Source organism: Campylobacter sp. RM16192 (assembly GCF_004803855.2).
Lineage (GTDB): Bacteria > Campylobacterota > Campylobacteria > Campylobacterales > Campylobacteraceae > Campylobacter_A.
This window is the reverse complement of record NZ_CP012552.1, coordinates 549,007-566,162: the sequence shown is the minus strand read 5'-3', so window position 1 is coordinate 566,162 and position 17,156 is coordinate 549,007. Positions and strand designations below refer to the sequence as shown.

Below are 17,156 nucleotides of genomic sequence, written 5' to 3'. Positions count from 1 at the left end.
TCAAACTCCTGTAAATACCTGCCCTGCATATACTATATAGTATCTTAGTAAAATTACTCCAAAGATTACTACGATAGAGTTGGCTACGATATATCCTACTCTATAAGCGTGATTTTTAAGAGCGGTAGCTGCTATTAATATTGGAGTTGCAAGTCCAACGCCCACAACGCCTAGCCAGAAGATTATAGCATAATGTCCCGTTGTAAGAGCTTGTTTTGCAGCAACTGCACTTACTCCACCCTCGAAATATAGTCCTATGAAAAGTATCGCTATCAAAGGAATCTCAAACAATACTGCTCTAAGGTCTAGTACTAGTAGATATTTCACATTGTCTTTGTTTATTAAGTGCTTAAAGCATAGTAAACCTACTAAAATATTTGCCGCAACACCCGAACTAAAGCCTGATGTCAAGAATAGGATCGGCAATATAGGCGTATTCCAAAGAGGAAGCTTAGTAATCGCACTTAGCAAGAAGCCTGTATATACTCCAACTCCGATAGCTAGCAAGAACAATATAGTCTCTATAGTCTTAGCCAAAGGTGCAAACGAACGAATAATTCTTGAAACTGGTCGCAAAATACTTAAAATAGAGTGTTTTTCTATCTCTTTTTCAAATATTATAATAGCGAACAAGAATGCAAAAGGTGTATAAACCAAAAGAAGGGCAACACCTATTGACATAACAGACAAGAAGTTATACTTTAGCAAAATCCAATAAAAGCTAAGAGGCTTACCAAGGTCAAATACAAGAAGTGCTAAACCAACACAGATGGTAATAGGCGCGACAATAGCGCCAGCCTTTACCATCGCATCCCAAATAGTGTCGTTTTCTTGCTTATGATAGTTCCACTTAACTAAAAGTGCAACCATCATAGATCCAGCTGAAAGACCCGCCAAAAATAGATAGACCGCAATTGGCCACGGCCAGTAAATTTCGTTATATTGAGCAACGCTTCCCCACATATTATTCATGGCTTCCTCCTTTGCGGTTAGCAATCATGGCTAGTTTAGGTTTAGTTTTAAGCTCTGATTTTGGATAGTAATGAGCTTTTTCTCTTAAAATTTTACTTACTTCACTGTTTTTATCGTTTAAATCGCCGAATGCAAGTGCATCTGTAGGACATACGGTAACACATGCAGGCTGCTCTCCTTGAGATACTCTTGTGTCAAAACAGAAAGTACATTTATCAACTTCTCCTGTTTTTGGCTCTACATATCTAGCATCATAAGGACAAGCAAGAACACAGTATTTGCAAGATACGCAGATACTGTGATCCATCAGTGTTAGTCCGTCAGCAGTTTTAAAGCTAGCTCCGGTAGGACATACGTCTACACAAGGAGCATCTTCACACATTACACAGCTATTTCTTATAAAATCTGTTTTTAAATTTGGGAATGTTCCACTCATCTTTGCATGAACTTGAAGTCTATACACTCCGTTTGGAACGCTGTTTTCACTTCTACAAGCTACAGAACAAGCTTGACATCCAATACAAAGATTTTCATTATGAACCATAGTATATCTTTTCATCTTCTCTTCCTTATGCTTTTACTATATCAACGCCAACGTTTGTAACCATCGTGGCGCATACTGGACCAGCCGCAGGGTCAAGCAATTTGCTTTGGTTTGTCCCTACTCCATCTATTCTTTCAAGACCTGCTGAAACGTGTCCAAATCCGTGATATAAGAATAAAGTATCCTCTCTAATACCTTCTGTTACAAATATAGTTGCTTTGTCTTTTGAGAACTTGTTTTGTAAAAATACCTTATCTCCGGTTTTTACTCCATGTTTTTTAGCTGTTTTTGGATGTATCCACACAGGAGAGTCGCTCATAAGATCATTTAGGAATGGAACGTTTTGAGTATGTCCATTTGTATGAATAGGAGTTTTGCCTGTCATGATAGATAGTTCGTGTCCACCGTAAACGTCCATATCTCTAATGTTATTTTCCATATTTCCTAAACAGCCGTAAGTAGGAAATTGCGCATCAACTTTTTCACTAAACAGTTCGATTTTTCCACTCTCTGTTTTAAATTTCACTTGAGAATCCATAAGTCCGTTTTCGCCTACAAATTTCTCTGCATGAGGGAATTTTTTAACAAAGGCTTTTACGCTATCTGCTTCTCTAAACAAGATTCCAGGAACCTTCCAAGTCACATATCCATCTTTTGCAAGCTGGGCTAGCAGCTCGGCATTTCCTTTAACTTGTTGCATTCTCCACTCATCCATTGTATTATTGGCATATTTTTCATCAATTTTCATGCGTCTTGCAAGCTCTCTAAAGATATCGTAACCGTTCTTTGTATCACCAACCGGATCAATTACCTTATTTCTTATCATATATGCAGGTTTTTGACTTGATTTATCTTCGATCCCCTCATCTCTTTCAAGATAGGTGCTCTCTGGTAAAATAACGTCTGCATAGATAGAAAAGTCGTTCATATAAACGTCAGAGCTTACGATGAAGTCAAGCTTTTTAAGGCTCTCTATAGTCTTATCAGTTCCTGCAACGTTTATCATATGGTTAAATCTGATATTGAACCAACCTTTTATAGGATAAGGTTTCTCACTCATAATTGCATCAGGAATTTCCATTAAAACACCGTGACTTCTAGCTACGAATTTATTTCTTCCGTCTTCCCCTGCAGCATCAAGTCTTGGAGTTTTTGGAACTTTTATGGCCGCATCAGGATTTGTTATAGCAGGTATTAGCTCTTCGCCTACTAAAGAGTTATATTTTTTCGCGTTTTTACCACCAAATAATCCGCCCTTTTTCTCCCAGTTACCCATCATCGCATTTGCTACCATGATGGCTCTTGTTCTTATGTATTCAGCTTTAGCAGTGGTTGTTTTATGTCCAAAGTCAATGATTACTTTTGGAGCGGCTTTCCAAATTTCGCCTGCTATTCTTTCAACGGTTTTAGCAGGAATTCCTGTGATCTTTTCTTGCCACTCTGGAGTTGTATCTTGAGTGCTTTCTACAACTTTGTCAAATCCTATTGTAAATTTTTCTATAAACTCTTTATCGTAAGTTCCGTTTTTGATCCATACGTGAATAAGAGCAAGCACAAACGCTAGGTCAGTTCCTGGTTTTACAGGTAGCCACTCGTCAGCCTTAGCAGCTATAACGCTAAATCTTGGCTCAAGAACTAATAGTTTAGTATCATCTCTCTCAGCCATTTTAGCAACTTTTTTAGTATCTGATATAACGATACCTTCAAAGAGGTTATGGCCAAAATTTACGATATATTTTGCATTTCCAAAGTCTCTTTTTAATCTTCCGTCGCCATACATATGCTCACATACCATTCTGTAAGTTATCGGACAACAGGATAGGTGAGAAAAGCAGTTTGGAGATCCATAAGCGCTCGCAAAAGTCGTCATTAGTTTATGAGTTTGACTTGATTTTGCAGTGAATACAAAGCTCTCAGGTCCATATTTTTCTTTAATCTCAAGCATCTTTTTAGCCACTAGATCAAGTGCCTCATCCCAGCTAGCTTCGCGCCACTTATTTTCACCGCGCTCGCCTACTCTAATGAGAGGCTTAACAAGTCTTTGAGGATCATATAGTTGGCTGTGTCCAGCACCACCTCTTGCACAGACTGAAGTTGCAGTTCCGCTAACCTTACCGTTTCCTTGTATAAAGATGTTTTTACCATCTACTACTCTAGCCTCTATAGGACAGCGGGTAGAGCACATCTCGCAAAAGCTATAAACGGCCTTATCGCTAGCTTGTAAAGCTTTAGCTCCGACAGCGCCAAGCGTACCAGGAGCATATGTCATAGCCATTATTCCGGTCGCAGTAGAAGCTTTCAAGAAATTTCGTCTTGAACTGTTCATGTTTCCTCCTTATTAAGTTTAAGCAGAATAATAAAAGTCCTACGTAAATTATACGTAAATTAGTAATATCATCTTTTAATGATAATTGATAACTATTATCTTATACAAAGCTCGATATATTAGTAATCTTGACAAAAGTAGTATAAATTTTATATATAAGAAGTAATAAATATTATATTCTTAATTTTAAATAAATAAAATATTTATTATACTTTTTACTTTATTTTGTCATATTTAGATTATTCTCTATTTTTAATCAAATAAATAATAACAAATATTATAAATTTATAAAATAAGAACATTCTAAACCCAGATCAACAACTTTGAAACATCATTTTAATAGATATTTATTATAGTAATAGTCGTTCTAGTAATAGAATTTTATTATATAGTAACAAATATTTAAAAAAATACTGCTATAATTTTCGGCAGTTAAAATTCAAAGGATTCTAATGAGAGGCATTCAATCCCTGTTCTTGAGCATGACTTCGGCTATAGTTTTACTATTAATATTTGCTATTGCAAGTGGTGTTGCTACTATTGTAGAGACTGTTTATGATACTAAAAGTGCATGGGCTTTAATATATGGAGCTACCTGGTTTGCGCTTATTCAGTTGCTTTTGGGCATAAATTTGGCATACAATATCTATAAATACAAACTTATGGATATGAAAAAACTGCCAGTATTTATATTTCACCTAAGCTTTTTATTTATGCTACTTGGCTCTGCCATGACTAGATATCTAGGATTTGAAGCAAACATGCATATTAGAGAAAACACTACTCAAGATAGGATGTATGAGATAGGCTCAAGGCTTGAGATGAAAGCCCAAAAAGACGGTAAAGAGTATAAAGTTTCGGTTCCTAAACAGATAAATGCCGTAACTCCTAACGAATTTAATATAGATCTTGACGTTGGCGGACAAAAAGCCAATCTACAATATAAAGCATTTTATAAAAATGCAGAATTTGAATATTATGAGGCCGATAATGGAGATCCTCTTATAGAGATTGTGGTATCAGACAGTCAAAATCGTGAAGATGTAGGTCTAAAGCCTGGAGATATCAGAGAACTTGGTGGAGTAAGCTTTGCTTTTAATACTGAGCCAACTTTAGATAAATTTATTAAATTTGAATATAAAGATGGCAAATTTACAATGACTTCAAATAATAATGTAGGATATTTTATAATGGCTACAAATGAAAAAGGTGAATATGAGGCGAAAAAACCTACAGAATTTGTTCCTATGCAACTATATACTATAGGAGATATAAATTTTGCTCCTAAAAACATCCTTGAAAAAGCTCAAAGAAGACTTGTTAGCAAAGGTGGACAATTTGATGCCTTGGTTGCTGATTTAAGCTTCAATGGAGATAGTAAAGAAGTAGTTCTTTATGAAAATTACGTTATGCCGGTAGTTCAAACTATAGGAGGACAAGAATTTACTGCATCTTGGGGGGCTAGAGAAATACTTCTTCCATTTTCACTACATCTTAAAGATTTCGAACTCAAGCGATATCCAGGCTCAAATTCTCCTATGAGTTATGCAAGTGAAGTTGTAGTTAAAGACCCTAAATCTGGAGATTATGATTATAGAATTTACATGAACCATGTACTTGACCATGCAGGATATAGATTTTTCCAAAGCTCTTACGATAAAGATGAACGCGGCACAATCTTATCTGTAAACAAAGACCCTGGCAAAATTCCGACATACATAGGATATTTTTTACTTGGGCTTGGCTTGTTTTTCAACGTAGTAAATCCACATAGCAGATTTAGAAAACTGGCTAAATATATAAACGAAGACGCAATCAAAAATACAGCCAAAGCATGCATTTTAGCATTTGCATGTATTTTAGCAACTCCAAAAGCAAACGCCATGAATCTTGCTATCAAAATAGACGAAAATCACGCAAAAGAACTTTCAACTGTTATAGTTCAAAGTGCTGATGGACGTATGAAACCTTTTGATACAGTAGCAAGAGAAATTTTAAATAAAGTCTACAAAAAAGACATAATAAACGGAGCAAACGCAAACCAAGTTGCACTATCTATGATGATAGATGCTCCTTACTGGAGAGAGATGCCTATAATAGCGGTTCACAATAAAGAACTAAAAAAAATAATAGGAATAGATGAAAGCGCAAAATACGCTAAATTTAACGATTTCTTCGAATATGATCGCAATACTACAAGAAGCTCTTATAAGCTAACTAAATATGCTGAAACTGCTAGCCGCAAACGCCCTGCAGAACGTGGAACCTTTGATAAGGATGTGCAAAAAGTAGATGAAAGATTAAATATTCTTTACATGGTATTTGTAGGCGAAATTTTTACAATGTTTCCAAAGCTAGATGATCCTAACCACACTTGGTATGCACCTGCAAGCGCTATGATGTATTTTCCTAAGGAAGAGAGAGAGCCAATTAGCAGAATGTTGCAAGAATACTTTGCAGGTGTAAGCGACGCATCAAATAGTGGAAATTGGAGCGTTCCAAATAGGGTTTTGGCAGAAATTAAAACATATCAAGAAGAGCATGGTAAAGCTGTAATACCGAGTAAAGAGCGAGTAGATATGGAAATTTTATTTAATAAATATAAGATTTTCCAATCTTTGATACCTATCTATCTATTTGCTGGATTTGGACTACTATGCTTTGTCTTTATTAAGATGGCTAAGCCGAGACTAAATATAAATTGGATGTTTAAAATCGTATATTCTATAAATATCCTAGCCTTTGTAGCTCATACTGCAGGACTTGCGTTGCGTTGGTACATCTCAGGACACGCCCCTTGGAGTAATGCTTACGAATCTATGATATATATAGCTTGGGCACTTAGTCTTTCAGGTATAGTATTTTCAAACAGAAGCCCTATTTCAATGGCGCTTACCTCGATCTTGGCGGGCGTTACACTATTTGTAGCTCACCTAAGCTGGATGGATCCTCAGATTACGACACTAGTTCCTGTTCTTAAGTCATATTGGCTTACAATCCACGTTTCAGTTATTACTGCTAGCTATGGATTCTTGGGACTTTGCTCTCTTCTTGGTATGTTTGTGCTTGTCTTATTTGCTCTACAAGGCAAAAAAGAGCACAAAGAGATGTCAAGAAATATCTTAGAAGCTACTCGCATAAACGAAATGGCTATGATTTTAGGCCTTAGCCTTCTTACTCTTGGTAACTTCTTAGGTGGTATTTGGGCTAACGAGAGCTGGGGAAGATATTGGGGCTGGGACTCTAAAGAGACTTGGGCCTTGGTTTCTATACTAATATATGCTGCAGTATTACATATAAGATTTGTTCCGAAGCTAAATAATCAATACGCATTTGCCGTTACTTCAATGTTTGCTTACTGGTCTATCATAATGACATATTTTGGCGTAAACTTCTACTTAAGCGGTATGCACTCATACGCAGCCGGTGATCCTGTGCCGGTGCCTGACTTTGTATGGATGAGTGTAGTTGTAATGGTTGCGATATCAATTTTGGCATATTTTAGAAAGCCTGAAAAAATGGTAAAACTATAAGAATGGGTGAAAAATCTCTATTTATTGCAATAATATTAGTAGCAGTATTAGTCTTTATAGGCATACTGCTACTAACTTTTTTTAAACTTAAAAGCAAAAATGAAAAACCGCAAAAACAAACCGCAAAAACAAAAACAAACAATGAAGATATTACGTTTAATCAGCTTTTAGATATCATATCCAATCCAAATTCAACTAAGAACAATCTATTTAGCGCTCTTAAAATTTTTACAAATCAATTTATTATACCGCCTAAGAAAAATGGTCAATTAACAGATGAAGCAAAAACTTATCTTAAATTTGTACTTATAATGGCAAGTCACAAGAATGCCGATGCTAAACTAATAGCCTTTATGAATAATGAACTTAAGAAGAAAAATCCTGAATACGCAAGAGAGATTGAGGTCTACGAAGAACAAGGAAGATTAAGGCGAAAAAGATAATATTGGTTTTCGCCTTTTTAAATTTATCTAATAGAAATCAACCAATCTGTTCCTATTTGAAGTTTAATCAAAGCTCCATAGCACATAGCACTTAAAAGTCCTGCAAAAAAGCCTGCCAGCATATCATCACCCATTACGCCAAGCCCGCCTTTAACATCTCTATCGACTCGGCCGATAATAGAAGGCTTAGCAATATCAAAAATCCTAAAAAACAGAACAGACAGTATAAAACTAAGCCAAGAAGCAGAACTCATTGAAATAGCGAGCCAAACACCGGCTACCTCATCTATCACTATACTTTTATCGTCATGTACGCCTGTTTTTGCTTCGTAGTCGTTTATCACATTTATACTTGCCGCAAAGATCAAAATAGATGCTAAAAAAAGCGTCTGATCGGATAAAAATACAAGTATCGGATAGGCTAATACTGCGGCTACTAGACTAGCTACAGTTCCCGAAGCCTTAGGGCTAAATCCGGTATAAAAAAAGGTCAAAAAAACTTTTTGCATAGATTTCCTTTCACTATGTAAGCGACATAGTCTGATATAGTTGCATCAGCTCTTCATAAAATTCTCGCTCTGTATGTTTCTCCAAAAGTCCGTTGCTAGGAAATAGATCGTCATATAATTTTTGAAGATTTTTAAATCGATTCGGAAATAGCTCACTTAAAATCATCGAGGATATATCGCGCCTCATCAAAATAGCCGGAGGCAAAATTCCCTCATTTAGAAGAGATTTTAATGTGCTTGCGTGATATTTTATGTGATGATGCTGACCATGCGGGCAAGTTTTAGTGCTTACTATCGTTCTACACTCATTGCAATATACAAGCTCTGGCAAAATTACTATCTCAAGCTTTAAAATTTCTTTATATCGCTCAAGCACAGTATGAACCACATTATGATCATAAAACATCCCTATTCCGGCATGATTTTGACCCACTACCAGTTTATCAGCCCCAAGACTATTCGCAGCTATACATTCAAGCGTAGGATTCATATGTGCACTAAATAGATTTGAATTTTCAAAGGGCACTATCACAAGGCGATTTCTAGGTAGATAATTTTGAGCAAAATACTCCATTACTCTTTTTTTAAGATCAAATTTAAGCTGCCAATCACTACTATAGCTTTTGAGTAAAAACAATAGCACAAGATCAGCCTTGTCTATAGTCATTCTAATAAGTCTTTCATGAGCTCTATTAAATGGTTCCGCGGTCAACATTATCGCTGTAATTTTTTGTGCGTTTGATTCCTCTTTAATTCTATTTATTTCCTTTTTTACATCACTAAAAGTAGAGCTATAGATCTCAATTTCGCCACTAACAGCCAGCTCGCCACTTTGATTAACTTCGGTTTGAATCATCTCATTTGCATGAAATATATTATTAGCCTTATTCTTTTGATCAAACTTAAATATAGTATCTACAATAATATTCCCTACGACTTTATTATCTTTTATAAGCTCGATCTTATCACCACCACAAGCACTTCTTAGGCACTCTTGATTTCGCTTTCCAAATGGTGCAAATATAAAGCTATAAGGCATTGGTTCACCATTTAAAAAACCTGTTTCATAGACTTCATTAGCCTCTTTTTCGTCCATTAAGCGGTTAAATTTGCTAAAAATTTGGTTTTGTATTAGCTCAAGTGCTCCATATGCCTCATGATTTATTAAAATCGTATTATTTTTTCTTGACGACATCGTATCTCTTTCTCTTTTCCCAAAGGGATTTTCTAGAAATTCCAAGCTTTTTACTAAGCTCCGTATCAGGATAATTCTCTTGATAGTTGATGATAATATGTTTTATATAGTCATCAATTGTGAGAATTTCGTCTATCTGGAAATTTTTCTCATCAGTAGTGATATTTAAAATTTCAAAATTTGCGCTCTCATTTTGATTTGTAGAGCTTATTATAAGTTTTCTTTTCATAGCCAAATTTAATATCTTATTTTTATCTTCACTTCTTAGCATTTGAAAATTTGAAAAATAAAGAAGCGTTCTTGGATTATTTTTAGCTATAGCTTCAAAGTCAAGATTTTGATCAAGAGGGATAAATTTAAATGACAAATTCAGAGCCTTTGCATATTCAAATACGAAATTATCGGCATTTATTATCTTATTGCATTTTATAAGCATAGGTAACTTAAATTTCTTAAAATCAAAATTTAAGTTAGAAACAGCCTTAAAATGATAGTTTAGATAGTCCTGATATGTCCTTATAAAGCTTTGAAGCCTTTTAAATTCTTCAAAATGCCTTATCTTTCGCACAAGCTCCTCTATCATAAAAGGCTTTTGGATATAGTCGCTTACACCCGCTTTTATCGGATTTGAGACTGTATCATTGCTAATATAAGTAATCAATAAAATTATAATAGAGTCTTTAAATTTATTGATTATCTTATAAAAATCCTCTCCGGGAAGCGTTGCAGAAAGCAATACGACATCAAAATACTCATCTCTAAGCCCCTCTTTAACAGTCCTTGCTATCTCGCACTCATATCCAAGATCCGCAAGTTTAGTAGCCATACTTTGAGCTAGATAAATTTCATTTTCTACTATTAAAACTCTCATTTTTCCGTCCAATCATAATATTTAAGGCTAGCGGTAGCGCTTGCAGCTATCCCCTCACCTCGCCCCACAAAGCCTAATTGTTCAGTGGTTGTGGCTTTTACATTAATTCTACTTGCACTTATATTTAAAGTGTTTGCTATATTACTTGCCATTTTAAGTTTAAATTTACTTATCTTTGGCTTTTGCGCCATTATCGTGATATCAGCATTTACAAGCTCAAATCCAACACCTTGAACAAGCTTATACACTTCTTTTAAAAGCTCAATCGAATCAGCTCCTTTGTATTTAGCGTCAGTATCAGGAAAAAGCTCTCCTATATCACCTAAAGATGTAGCTCCCAAAATCGCATCGATGAGTGCATGAACTCCGACATCCCCATCAGAATGAGCTTTAAATGCAAATTCATGAGGAATTTTCTCTCCGCAGATTGTTATGAAATTTCCATCTTCAAAAGCATGCACATCAAAGCCGTTGCCTAGATAAATTTCATTTTTTGGCGCTTTTAGACAAGGAATTTTGGCCAAATCCTCTTTAAAAGTAATCTTTCTAGCGCTCTCTTCGCCTAAAACGTACCAAATTTTAGCTCCAGCAGCCCTCATAGCTGAGCTATCATCAGTATAAATTTGATCCGATTCAAGAGCTTTTCTAAGAAGAGAGGTTCTTGAAAGCTGAGGAGTTTGAACCAGCTTAACTTTTTGCCTATCGATTATATCGTCATCAAGATATACTGTATCTGCGACTTTTAGCACAGGAACAACACAATCTGCATTACAAATTCCTTCCACTATCTTTGAGAGCAAATTTGCGCTTATACAAGGTCTAGCTATATCACTAACTAACACAAATTCACTACTGACAGCCTTAAGTGCATTTTTTAAACTTTCTTGACGTGTAACTCCACCGCTCACAAAATTATACTGTGGTGCAAATTTACTCATATATTCCGCTTCATTTCCAACTATAATTATCTCTTTAAAAGGATAATGAGAGCTTAAATTTTTGACGGCAAAGAGCCACAAAGGATCACTGCCTACACGTAACCACTGCTTTTTCACGGGCATTTCAAACCTGGTTGAATTTCCGGCTCCAAGCATAACAAGCGATATATCAAACAAATTTTGTCCTTTTTTATGAAAAGTGTTACGATATTATACACCTAAAAAGCTTTTTTTTATCTTTTTTTGAGTAGTATTATTTCTATTTTACTTAGGAGTTATTATAAATGAGAAAAGAATGGATAAAAGAGCGCATAAAAGATAAAACACCGACGCAGATGTATTACGCTAAACGCGGGATAATAACAAAAGAGATGGAGTATGTAGCCAAAGTCGAAAATTTAAGTGCCGAGCTAGTGTGTAAAGAAGTAGCAAAAGGCAGCATGATCATACCCGCAAACATCAACCACACAAATTTAATCCCAATGGCAATAGGAATAGAATCCAAAACAAAAGTAAACGCCAACATCGGCAACTCAAGCCTAGCAAGCAACATAGAAGGCGAGGTAGAAAAGCTTGAAATTTGCCTAAAATACGGCGCAGATACCGTTATGGATCTCTCAACCGGCGGCGATCTGGATGCCATAAGAAGAGCCATCATAGCTAAATCAACCGTGCCTGTAGGAACCGTGCCTATGTATCAGATCATCCATAATGTGGGTAAAATCGAAAATTTAGACATTGACACCATGCTAAAAGTGATAGAAAAGCAAGCTCAGCAAGGAGTGAGCTACTTTACGATACATGCGGGATTTTTGCTTAAATTTATGCCGCTGATCGCAAAACGCAAGATGGGCATCGTAAGTCGCGGAGGAAGCCTCATGGCAAGCTGGATGATGCACTATCATAGAGAAAATCCATTCTACGAAGCGTTTGATGAAATTTGTGATATCTGCGCCAAATACGACGTAGCACTCTCGCTTGGAGATAGCCTGCGCCCAGGATGCTTATATGACGCTACCGATGAAGCGCAACTAAGCGAACTAAAAGTGCTTGGCGAGCTAACGCTTAGAGCATGGGAGAAAAACGTGCAGGTCATGGTTGAAGGTCCTGGTCATATACCTTTAAACGAAATTGAGTATAATATGAAAATAGAACAGGAGCTTTGTCACAATGCCCCGTTTTACGTGCTTGGACCGCTAGTTACCGATATCGGTGCGGGGTATGATCACATCACATCGGCTATCGGCGGGACACTTGCAGCGTATCACGGAGCTAGTATGCTATGCTACGTAACGCCTAAAGAGCATTTAGGCTTGCCAAACGCGGCAGACGTAAGAGACGGCATCATCGCTCATAAGATCGCAGCACACGCAGCAGACGTGGCTCGCGGACGAAAAGGCGCGATAGAGCGCGACCATGCGATGAGCGACGCTAGGTATAACTTTGACTGGAACAAACAGTTTGAACTGGCACTTGACCCTGATAAAGCGCACGAGCTACACGATGAGAGCTTGCCACAAGATGTCTTTAAAGAGGCTGAGTTTTGTTCTATGTGCGGGCCAAAATTTTGCGCCTATAAAATTTCAAGACAGATTGCAAAAAAAGAGTGTTAAAATTATCCAAAAGAAAAAAATAGAAATTTTGCTCCGAGTTTTTTCGGAGCAAAATTAAGTAAAAAATACTTAAAAGTAACGAGGCAAGATATAAATATTACAATTTAATTAAATTTATACGTATAACCTAAATATAAACCCATCTCACTCATATCAGCATCAGAAAATTTTGTAACTCCTAGTTTTGTTCCAAACTCAAATTGATTGTTTTCATCTACACTATAAATTCCACCGAGTTTACCGCCAAAAACAAATCCGCTAGTACTATCATTAAACAAATCACTTTTTGTATCTATTTTAACCAAAGACAATCCGCTATATATACCAAGAGCTAATTTAAAGTCATTTGTCAAACTTGGAGTAAAATCAGAGCCTAATAAAAATTGATGTGCTTTAATGTTAACTGAAACATCTTTTTCCACATCAGATAAATCAACTTTATCTGACATTTTAAAGTTATAATTATAGGCACCATAAACCCTAAAACTATCAAAGTCGTAACCCATTTTTAATCCAAGATTAGGTTTTGTATCTTTTATTTTAAAATCAACCACATCACCAGATACTGTATGTTTAGCAAATCCTCCCTCTATGCCTATAAATACACCATCAGCCATTAGCCCTGAAGCAACTAAAGAGCTAACTAGCAAGCCCTTAATAACAAATTTTTTCATGAATTCTCCTTTAGATAAAATAAGTTTCTGTAATTTTACCCCCCCCCATTAAAATAAAATTAAAAATACACATAAAATATAAAAAATTATTTTTTAATCTTTTTTAGTTGTGATATAATCTTAATTTTAAAATTGTAAGGAGATAAAAATGATAAGCAAAGATGAAATTTTAAATCGTCTCAAAGGGGTTATTTATCCCGGATTTGACAAGGATATCGTGAGTTTTGGATTTGTCAAAAACGTAGAAATCGGCGATAAAATTTTAGTCGAAGTTGAGATCGTAAGCTCAAATCCAGACATAGCAAAAGAGCTAAAAGTCGATATCGCAAGGGTTCTTGGCTCAAATGAAGCGGTTATCAACATCATCCAGCCAAAAATTCCGGACGAAAAGAGCAACAGCCAAAGCGGTAAAAATATCGCTCCTCAGATCAAAAATTTCGTCATGGTAAGCAGTGGAAAAGGTGGTGTGGGCAAATCAACTACAACTCTAAATTTAGCCATCTCTATGGCAAAACTTGGCAAAAAAGTTGGTGTTTTGGACGCTGATATCTACGGACCAAACATCCCTAGAATGCTTGGCGAGATAGGAACGCAGCCACAAGTAATTGGAAACAAGCTAAAGCCTATCTTAACTCACGGAATCGAGATGATGAGTATGGGCGTGCTTATGGATGAAGGCACGAGCCTTATCTGGCGCGGATCTATGATCATGAAAGCTATCGAACAGCTACTAAAAGACGTCATTTGGAGCGAGCTTGATGTGCTATTTTTAGATATGCCTCCAGGAACCGGTGATGCACAGCTAACTCTAGCTCAAAGCGTACCAGTAACAGCTGGAATTTGCGTAACAACCCCACAAATAGTAGCGCTTGATGATAGCAAAAGAGCGCTTGATATGTTTGAAAAACTTCATATCCCGATAGCTGGCGTCGTAGAAAATATGAGCGGATTTATCTGTCCTGAAAGTGGCAAAGAGTATGATATATTCGGCAAAGGAACAACCGAAGAGATAGCAAAAGCGTATAAGACTGAGGTTATCGCCGAAGTGCCGATCGAGCCTGCCGTGCGCGTGGGTGGCGATAGCGGAAAACCGATAAGCTTTTATGAGCCAAATTCGGTCACTGCAAAACGCTACGAAAAAGCGGCAGCTCGCCTTTGGGAGATAATCGAAAATATAAATAACGATGGCGGAGCCGATAACTCATCGATCCAGCCTGTAATGGACGGCAAGAGCGCTTGCTCGAAGTAAAAACAAAAGCTTAAATCCTCTATCTGAGGGTTTAAGCTAACCTAAAATTTCATCTTAAACAATATTTCGTTAAACTTCACAAAAATAATTTCACAAGGAGTACCGATGTCAAAAGAGTTTAAAACAGCCGATGAATTCAAAGAATTTTGCGAAAAAATTAGAGCTAAAAAAGGCTATAAAGACCCAGTTGCGTTCGCTATCGCGCGTGTTGATAGAGGCCAGCTAAATAAAGACAAAATTTTGCAAGCAAGCTACGCGGTGGTAAACTACAAAGAGAGCTTTTTATCAGCCGCAGCGCTCATCTACGCACTTGAAAAATGCGGAGTGGAAGTTGATTTCACGGATAGCGAATTTGTAGCCGAATTTACTCCAAAAGTAGCCAAGAAGGCGAGCAAACTCTTTAACGTATTTGAAAACGAGCTTGAAAAGCATAAAAACGTGCAGGTTTTACACATGATAAAGCACGCCTTTGAAGAGGATTTGGAAAACAACGAGGATAAATTTAAGATCGCTTTTATGTTTGAGGATGCTAAGCCAAAGAGTGTTGAGATCGTATATCTGAAGCTTTATCTACTCTCTTTAAACAAAGCTCCGCTTCGAAGCCTCGTACTTGACGGAGCCTTTGGAGTGCTACCAAACGTAGCATGGACAAGCCGCAACATCCCTATTGAGCTTGAGTGGCTTCGCAAAAACGAAATTTGGCTAAAGATGAGTGGCGGATATCCTGCGATCGTAAGCGTTGATAAGTTCCCGCGCTTTTTAAGCCACATCATTCCAAGCGATAACACGCGAATCTTAGACAGCGCAAAAGTTCGCTTAGGCGCTTCGATACATCCTGGCACGACTGTTATGCCTGGTGCTGCGTATGTAAATTTTAACGCCGGCACGACAGGTTCTGTTATGATAGAAGGTCGAGTAAGCAGCTCAGTCGTAGTTGGTGAAGGAAGCGACGTGGGCGGAGGTGCAAGCATCCTTGGCGTGCTAAGCGGCACAAACGGCAACCCTGTAAGCATCGGCAAAAACTGCTTGCTTGGCGCAAATTCAGTCACCGGAATTCCAATTGGCGATAAGTGCATAGTCGATGCGGGAATAGCGATATTAGAGGGCACAAAGGTGTTTATAAACGAAGCCGAGCGAGCCAAGCTAAACGAAATAAATCCAAATTTCAAATTTGATCGCGAAATTTATAAAGGCTTAGAGCTAGCAAATCTTGACGGACTTCACTTCCGCCAAAATAGCCAAACAGGACAGATCACCGCAAGCGCAAGCAAAAGAGCTATAAAACTAAACGAAGCACTTCATTAAAATTTTCTTTAACCCGCTTAGCCTAAAAGCCGGGCGGGTTAAGAGCTACCTGCTTAAAATTTCTTCTAAAATTTGCTCAAATTCGCGGTTATAAAATATATCATTATGCCCTGCTTCAATCTCGTAAAATTTATCATCGAGCTTTAAATACTTGGCTAGTTTATAGGAGTTTGATATCTCTATAAGATCGTCAAATTTGCCGTGGATTATCGATATTTGCGTATTTGTTGCCTCGTTTATGAACGAAACGGTTGGGATTTTGTACTTCACTATAAATTTTGGCACGAAAAACACCTTTGAACTAGCTAGCTCGTCAAATTTAAAATAAGGCGCTACCAAAACCAATCTAGGCACATCAAATTTGCTCGCGATATTTGACGCAAGCCCGCTTCCAAGCGAGTAGCCAACAAGCGTGATATCCTTTGCGTTAAACTCTTCAAGCACTCTTGTCATCATCGCATGAGCGTCACTCATGAGCTCGGTTTCGTTTCTTATCTCGCCGCTACTTTTGCCGTAACCTCTGTAGTCAAAAACGTAAAAATCATATCCGAGCCTTGTGTAAAACTCGCCAAATTTGCCCCAGCCTTTAAGCGAGCCTGCGTTACCATGAAAAAACAAAACCGCGCCCTTTGGCTTGCTAGCATAAAAATGAAGTCCGTTTAGCACAGCACCATCTACGCTTAATTTTATCTCTTCAAATTTGGCGTTAAATTCGAATTTAAACCCTTCATCAAGCTTGCTTGGCACAAACAAAAGTCGCTCCTGAAAAAAATAAAGAAGCGCTAAAACAAGCAGATAAACTCCAAAAAACAGAGCCAAAAACCTAAATAAAACAGCACTCATCTTAATCCTTAAAACATATCTTGTAGTTTGCCTTTTGCTCGCTTAAAATCTCCTCTAAATTCGCTGCAAGATCGGTCCAGTAAGAGTTGTCACCAAAAAGATAAATTTGCTTATAAAGGCTTAAAGATGTGGGAAATTTCG

The 17,156-nt window shown here is 37.1% G+C and carries 14 protein-coding genes; 5 read left to right on the top strand and 9 right to left on the bottom strand.

The window, feature by feature from the left end:
- Genes nrfD through phsA form a run of 3 tightly spaced genes read right to left on the bottom strand, consistent with a single transcriptional unit; the run spans nt 1 to nt 3,842 of the window.
- Nucleotides 1–972, bottom strand: a complete 972-nt coding sequence (gene nrfD / locus CDOMC_RS02905; RefSeq protein ID WP_172127784.1) for an NrfD/PsrC family molybdoenzyme membrane anchor subunit — start codon at nt 970–972, stop codon at nt 1–3.
- The gene (locus CDOMC_RS02900; protein WP_172127782.1) at nt 965–1,531 is read right to left on the bottom strand and encodes a 4Fe-4S dicluster domain-containing protein; all 567 of its coding nucleotides are present in this window, start codon (nt 1,529–1,531) and stop codon (nt 965–967) included. The genes nrfD and CDOMC_RS02900 overlap by 8 nt, the downstream gene beginning before the upstream one ends.
- A gap of 10 nt (nt 1,532–1,541) precedes the next feature.
- Nucleotides 1,542–3,842 (bottom strand): thiosulfate reductase PhsA, encoded by a 2,301-nt coding sequence (phsA, locus tag CDOMC_RS02895; protein WP_172127780.1) that lies wholly within the window; start codon nt 3,840–3,842, stop codon nt 1,542–1,544.
- Between the two features lie 452 nt (nt 3,843–4,294).
- Between phsA and ccsA the strand changes: the two genes are divergently transcribed.
- A complete protein-coding gene (gene ccsA / locus CDOMC_RS02890; protein ID WP_172127778.1) occupies nt 4,295–7,375 on the top strand; it encodes a cytochrome c biogenesis protein CcsA in 3,081 nt (1,026 codons plus the stop codon).
- A 2-nt stretch (nt 7,376–7,377) separates the two neighbouring features.
- On the top strand, nt 7,378–7,818 hold the full coding sequence (locus tag CDOMC_RS02885) for a fatty-acid--CoA ligase (protein ID WP_172127776.1): 441 nt from the start codon (nt 7,378–7,380) through the stop codon (nt 7,816–7,818).
- A 23-nt stretch (nt 7,819–7,841) separates the two neighbouring features.
- Here the strand turns inward: CDOMC_RS02885 and CDOMC_RS02880 are convergent, their stop codons facing one another.
- Genes CDOMC_RS02880 through CDOMC_RS02865 form a run of 4 tightly spaced genes read right to left on the bottom strand, consistent with a single transcriptional unit; the run spans nt 7,842 to nt 11,508 of the window.
- On the bottom strand, nt 7,842–8,327 hold the full coding sequence (locus CDOMC_RS02880; protein WP_172127774.1) for a phosphatidylglycerophosphatase A family protein: 486 nt from the start codon (nt 8,325–8,327) through the stop codon (nt 7,842–7,844).
- Nucleotides 8,328–8,340: 13 nt separating this feature from the next.
- Nucleotides 8,341–9,522: a sulfate adenylyltransferase gene (locus CDOMC_RS02875; RefSeq protein WP_172127772.1), complete on the bottom strand. Its 1,182-nt coding sequence runs from the start codon at nt 9,520–9,522 to the stop codon at nt 8,341–8,343.
- Entirely contained in the window at nt 9,503–10,393 is an 891-nt protein-coding gene (locus CDOMC_RS02870) for a response regulator (protein ID WP_172127770.1), read from the bottom strand. Before CDOMC_RS02870 ends, CDOMC_RS02875 begins: the two co-directional genes overlap by 20 nt.
- Entirely contained in the window at nt 10,390–11,508 is a 1,119-nt protein-coding gene (locus CDOMC_RS02865) for a bifunctional 2-C-methyl-D-erythritol 4-phosphate cytidylyltransferase/2-C-methyl-D-erythritol 2,4-cyclodiphosphate synthase (RefSeq protein WP_172127768.1), read from the bottom strand. The genes CDOMC_RS02870 and CDOMC_RS02865 overlap by 4 nt, the downstream gene beginning before the upstream one ends.
- 107 nt (nt 11,509–11,615) lie before the next feature.
- Here CDOMC_RS02865 and thiC point away from each other — a divergent pair, with 107 nt between their 5' ends.
- On the top strand, nt 11,616–12,944 hold the full coding sequence (gene thiC / locus CDOMC_RS02860) for a phosphomethylpyrimidine synthase ThiC (protein ID WP_172127766.1): 1,329 nt from the start codon (nt 11,616–11,618) through the stop codon (nt 12,942–12,944).
- Nucleotides 12,945–13,048: 104 nt separating this feature from the next.
- Here thiC and CDOMC_RS02855 read toward each other — a convergent pair whose 3' ends face one another.
- Nucleotides 13,049–13,618, bottom strand: coding sequence for an outer membrane beta-barrel protein (locus CDOMC_RS02855; protein WP_172127764.1), 570 nt, complete (start codon nt 13,616–13,618; stop codon nt 13,049–13,051).
- Between the two features lie 148 nt (nt 13,619–13,766).
- Here CDOMC_RS02855 and CDOMC_RS02850 point away from each other — a divergent pair, with 148 nt between their 5' ends.
- Nucleotides 13,767–14,867, top strand: a complete 1,101-nt coding sequence (locus tag CDOMC_RS02850; protein ID WP_172127762.1) for an Mrp/NBP35 family ATP-binding protein — start codon at nt 13,767–13,769, stop codon at nt 14,865–14,867.
- 105 nt (nt 14,868–14,972) lie between these two features.
- Entirely contained in the window at nt 14,973–16,172 is a 1,200-nt protein-coding gene (locus tag CDOMC_RS02845) for a 2,3,4,5-tetrahydropyridine-2,6-carboxylate N-succinyltransferase (protein WP_172127760.1), read from the top strand.
- A gap of 45 nt (nt 16,173–16,217) precedes the next feature.
- Here the strand turns inward: CDOMC_RS02845 and CDOMC_RS02840 are convergent, their stop codons facing one another.
- Nucleotides 16,218–17,015, bottom strand: coding sequence for an alpha/beta hydrolase (locus CDOMC_RS02840; protein ID WP_172127758.1), 798 nt, complete (start codon nt 17,013–17,015; stop codon nt 16,218–16,220).
- Nucleotides 17,016–17,156 lie beyond the last annotated feature (141 nt).

Excerpts from the sequence above, each read along its gene's own strand:
- nrfD (WP_172127784.1), bottom strand. The coding sequence starts at position 972 with ATGAATAATATGTGGGGAAGCGTTGCTCAATATAACGAAATTTACTGG.
- CDOMC_RS02900 (WP_172127782.1), bottom strand. The coding sequence starts at position 1,531 with ATGAAAAGATATACTATGGTTCATAATGAAAATCTTTGTATTGGATGT.
- phsA (WP_172127780.1), bottom strand. The coding sequence starts at position 3,842 with ATGAACAGTTCAAGACGAAATTTCTTGAAAGCTTCTACTGCGACCGGA.
- ccsA (WP_172127778.1), top strand. The coding sequence starts at position 4,295 with ATGAGAGGCATTCAATCCCTGTTCTTGAGCATGACTTCGGCTATAGTT.
- CDOMC_RS02885 (WP_172127776.1), top strand. The coding sequence starts at position 7,378 with ATGGGTGAAAAATCTCTATTTATTGCAATAATATTAGTAGCAGTATTA.
- CDOMC_RS02880 (WP_172127774.1), bottom strand. The coding sequence starts at position 8,327 with ATGCAAAAAGTTTTTTTGACCTTTTTTTATACCGGATTTAGCCCTAAG.
- CDOMC_RS02875 (WP_172127772.1), bottom strand. The coding sequence starts at position 9,522 with ATGTCGTCAAGAAAAAATAATACGATTTTAATAAATCATGAGGCATAT.
- CDOMC_RS02870 (WP_172127770.1), bottom strand. The coding sequence starts at position 10,393 with ATGAGAGTTTTAATAGTAGAAAATGAAATTTATCTAGCTCAAAGTATG.
- thiC (WP_172127766.1), top strand. The coding sequence starts at position 11,616 with ATGAGAAAAGAATGGATAAAAGAGCGCATAAAAGATAAAACACCGACG.
- CDOMC_RS02855 (WP_172127764.1), bottom strand. The coding sequence starts at position 13,618 with ATGAAAAAATTTGTTATTAAGGGCTTGCTAGTTAGCTCTTTAGTTGCT.
- CDOMC_RS02850 (WP_172127762.1), top strand. The coding sequence starts at position 13,767 with ATGATAAGCAAAGATGAAATTTTAAATCGTCTCAAAGGGGTTATTTAT.
- CDOMC_RS02845 (WP_172127760.1), top strand. The coding sequence starts at position 14,973 with ATGTCAAAAGAGTTTAAAACAGCCGATGAATTCAAAGAATTTTGCGAA.
- CDOMC_RS02840 (WP_172127758.1), bottom strand. The coding sequence starts at position 17,015 with ATGAGTGCTGTTTTATTTAGGTTTTTGGCTCTGTTTTTTGGAGTTTAT.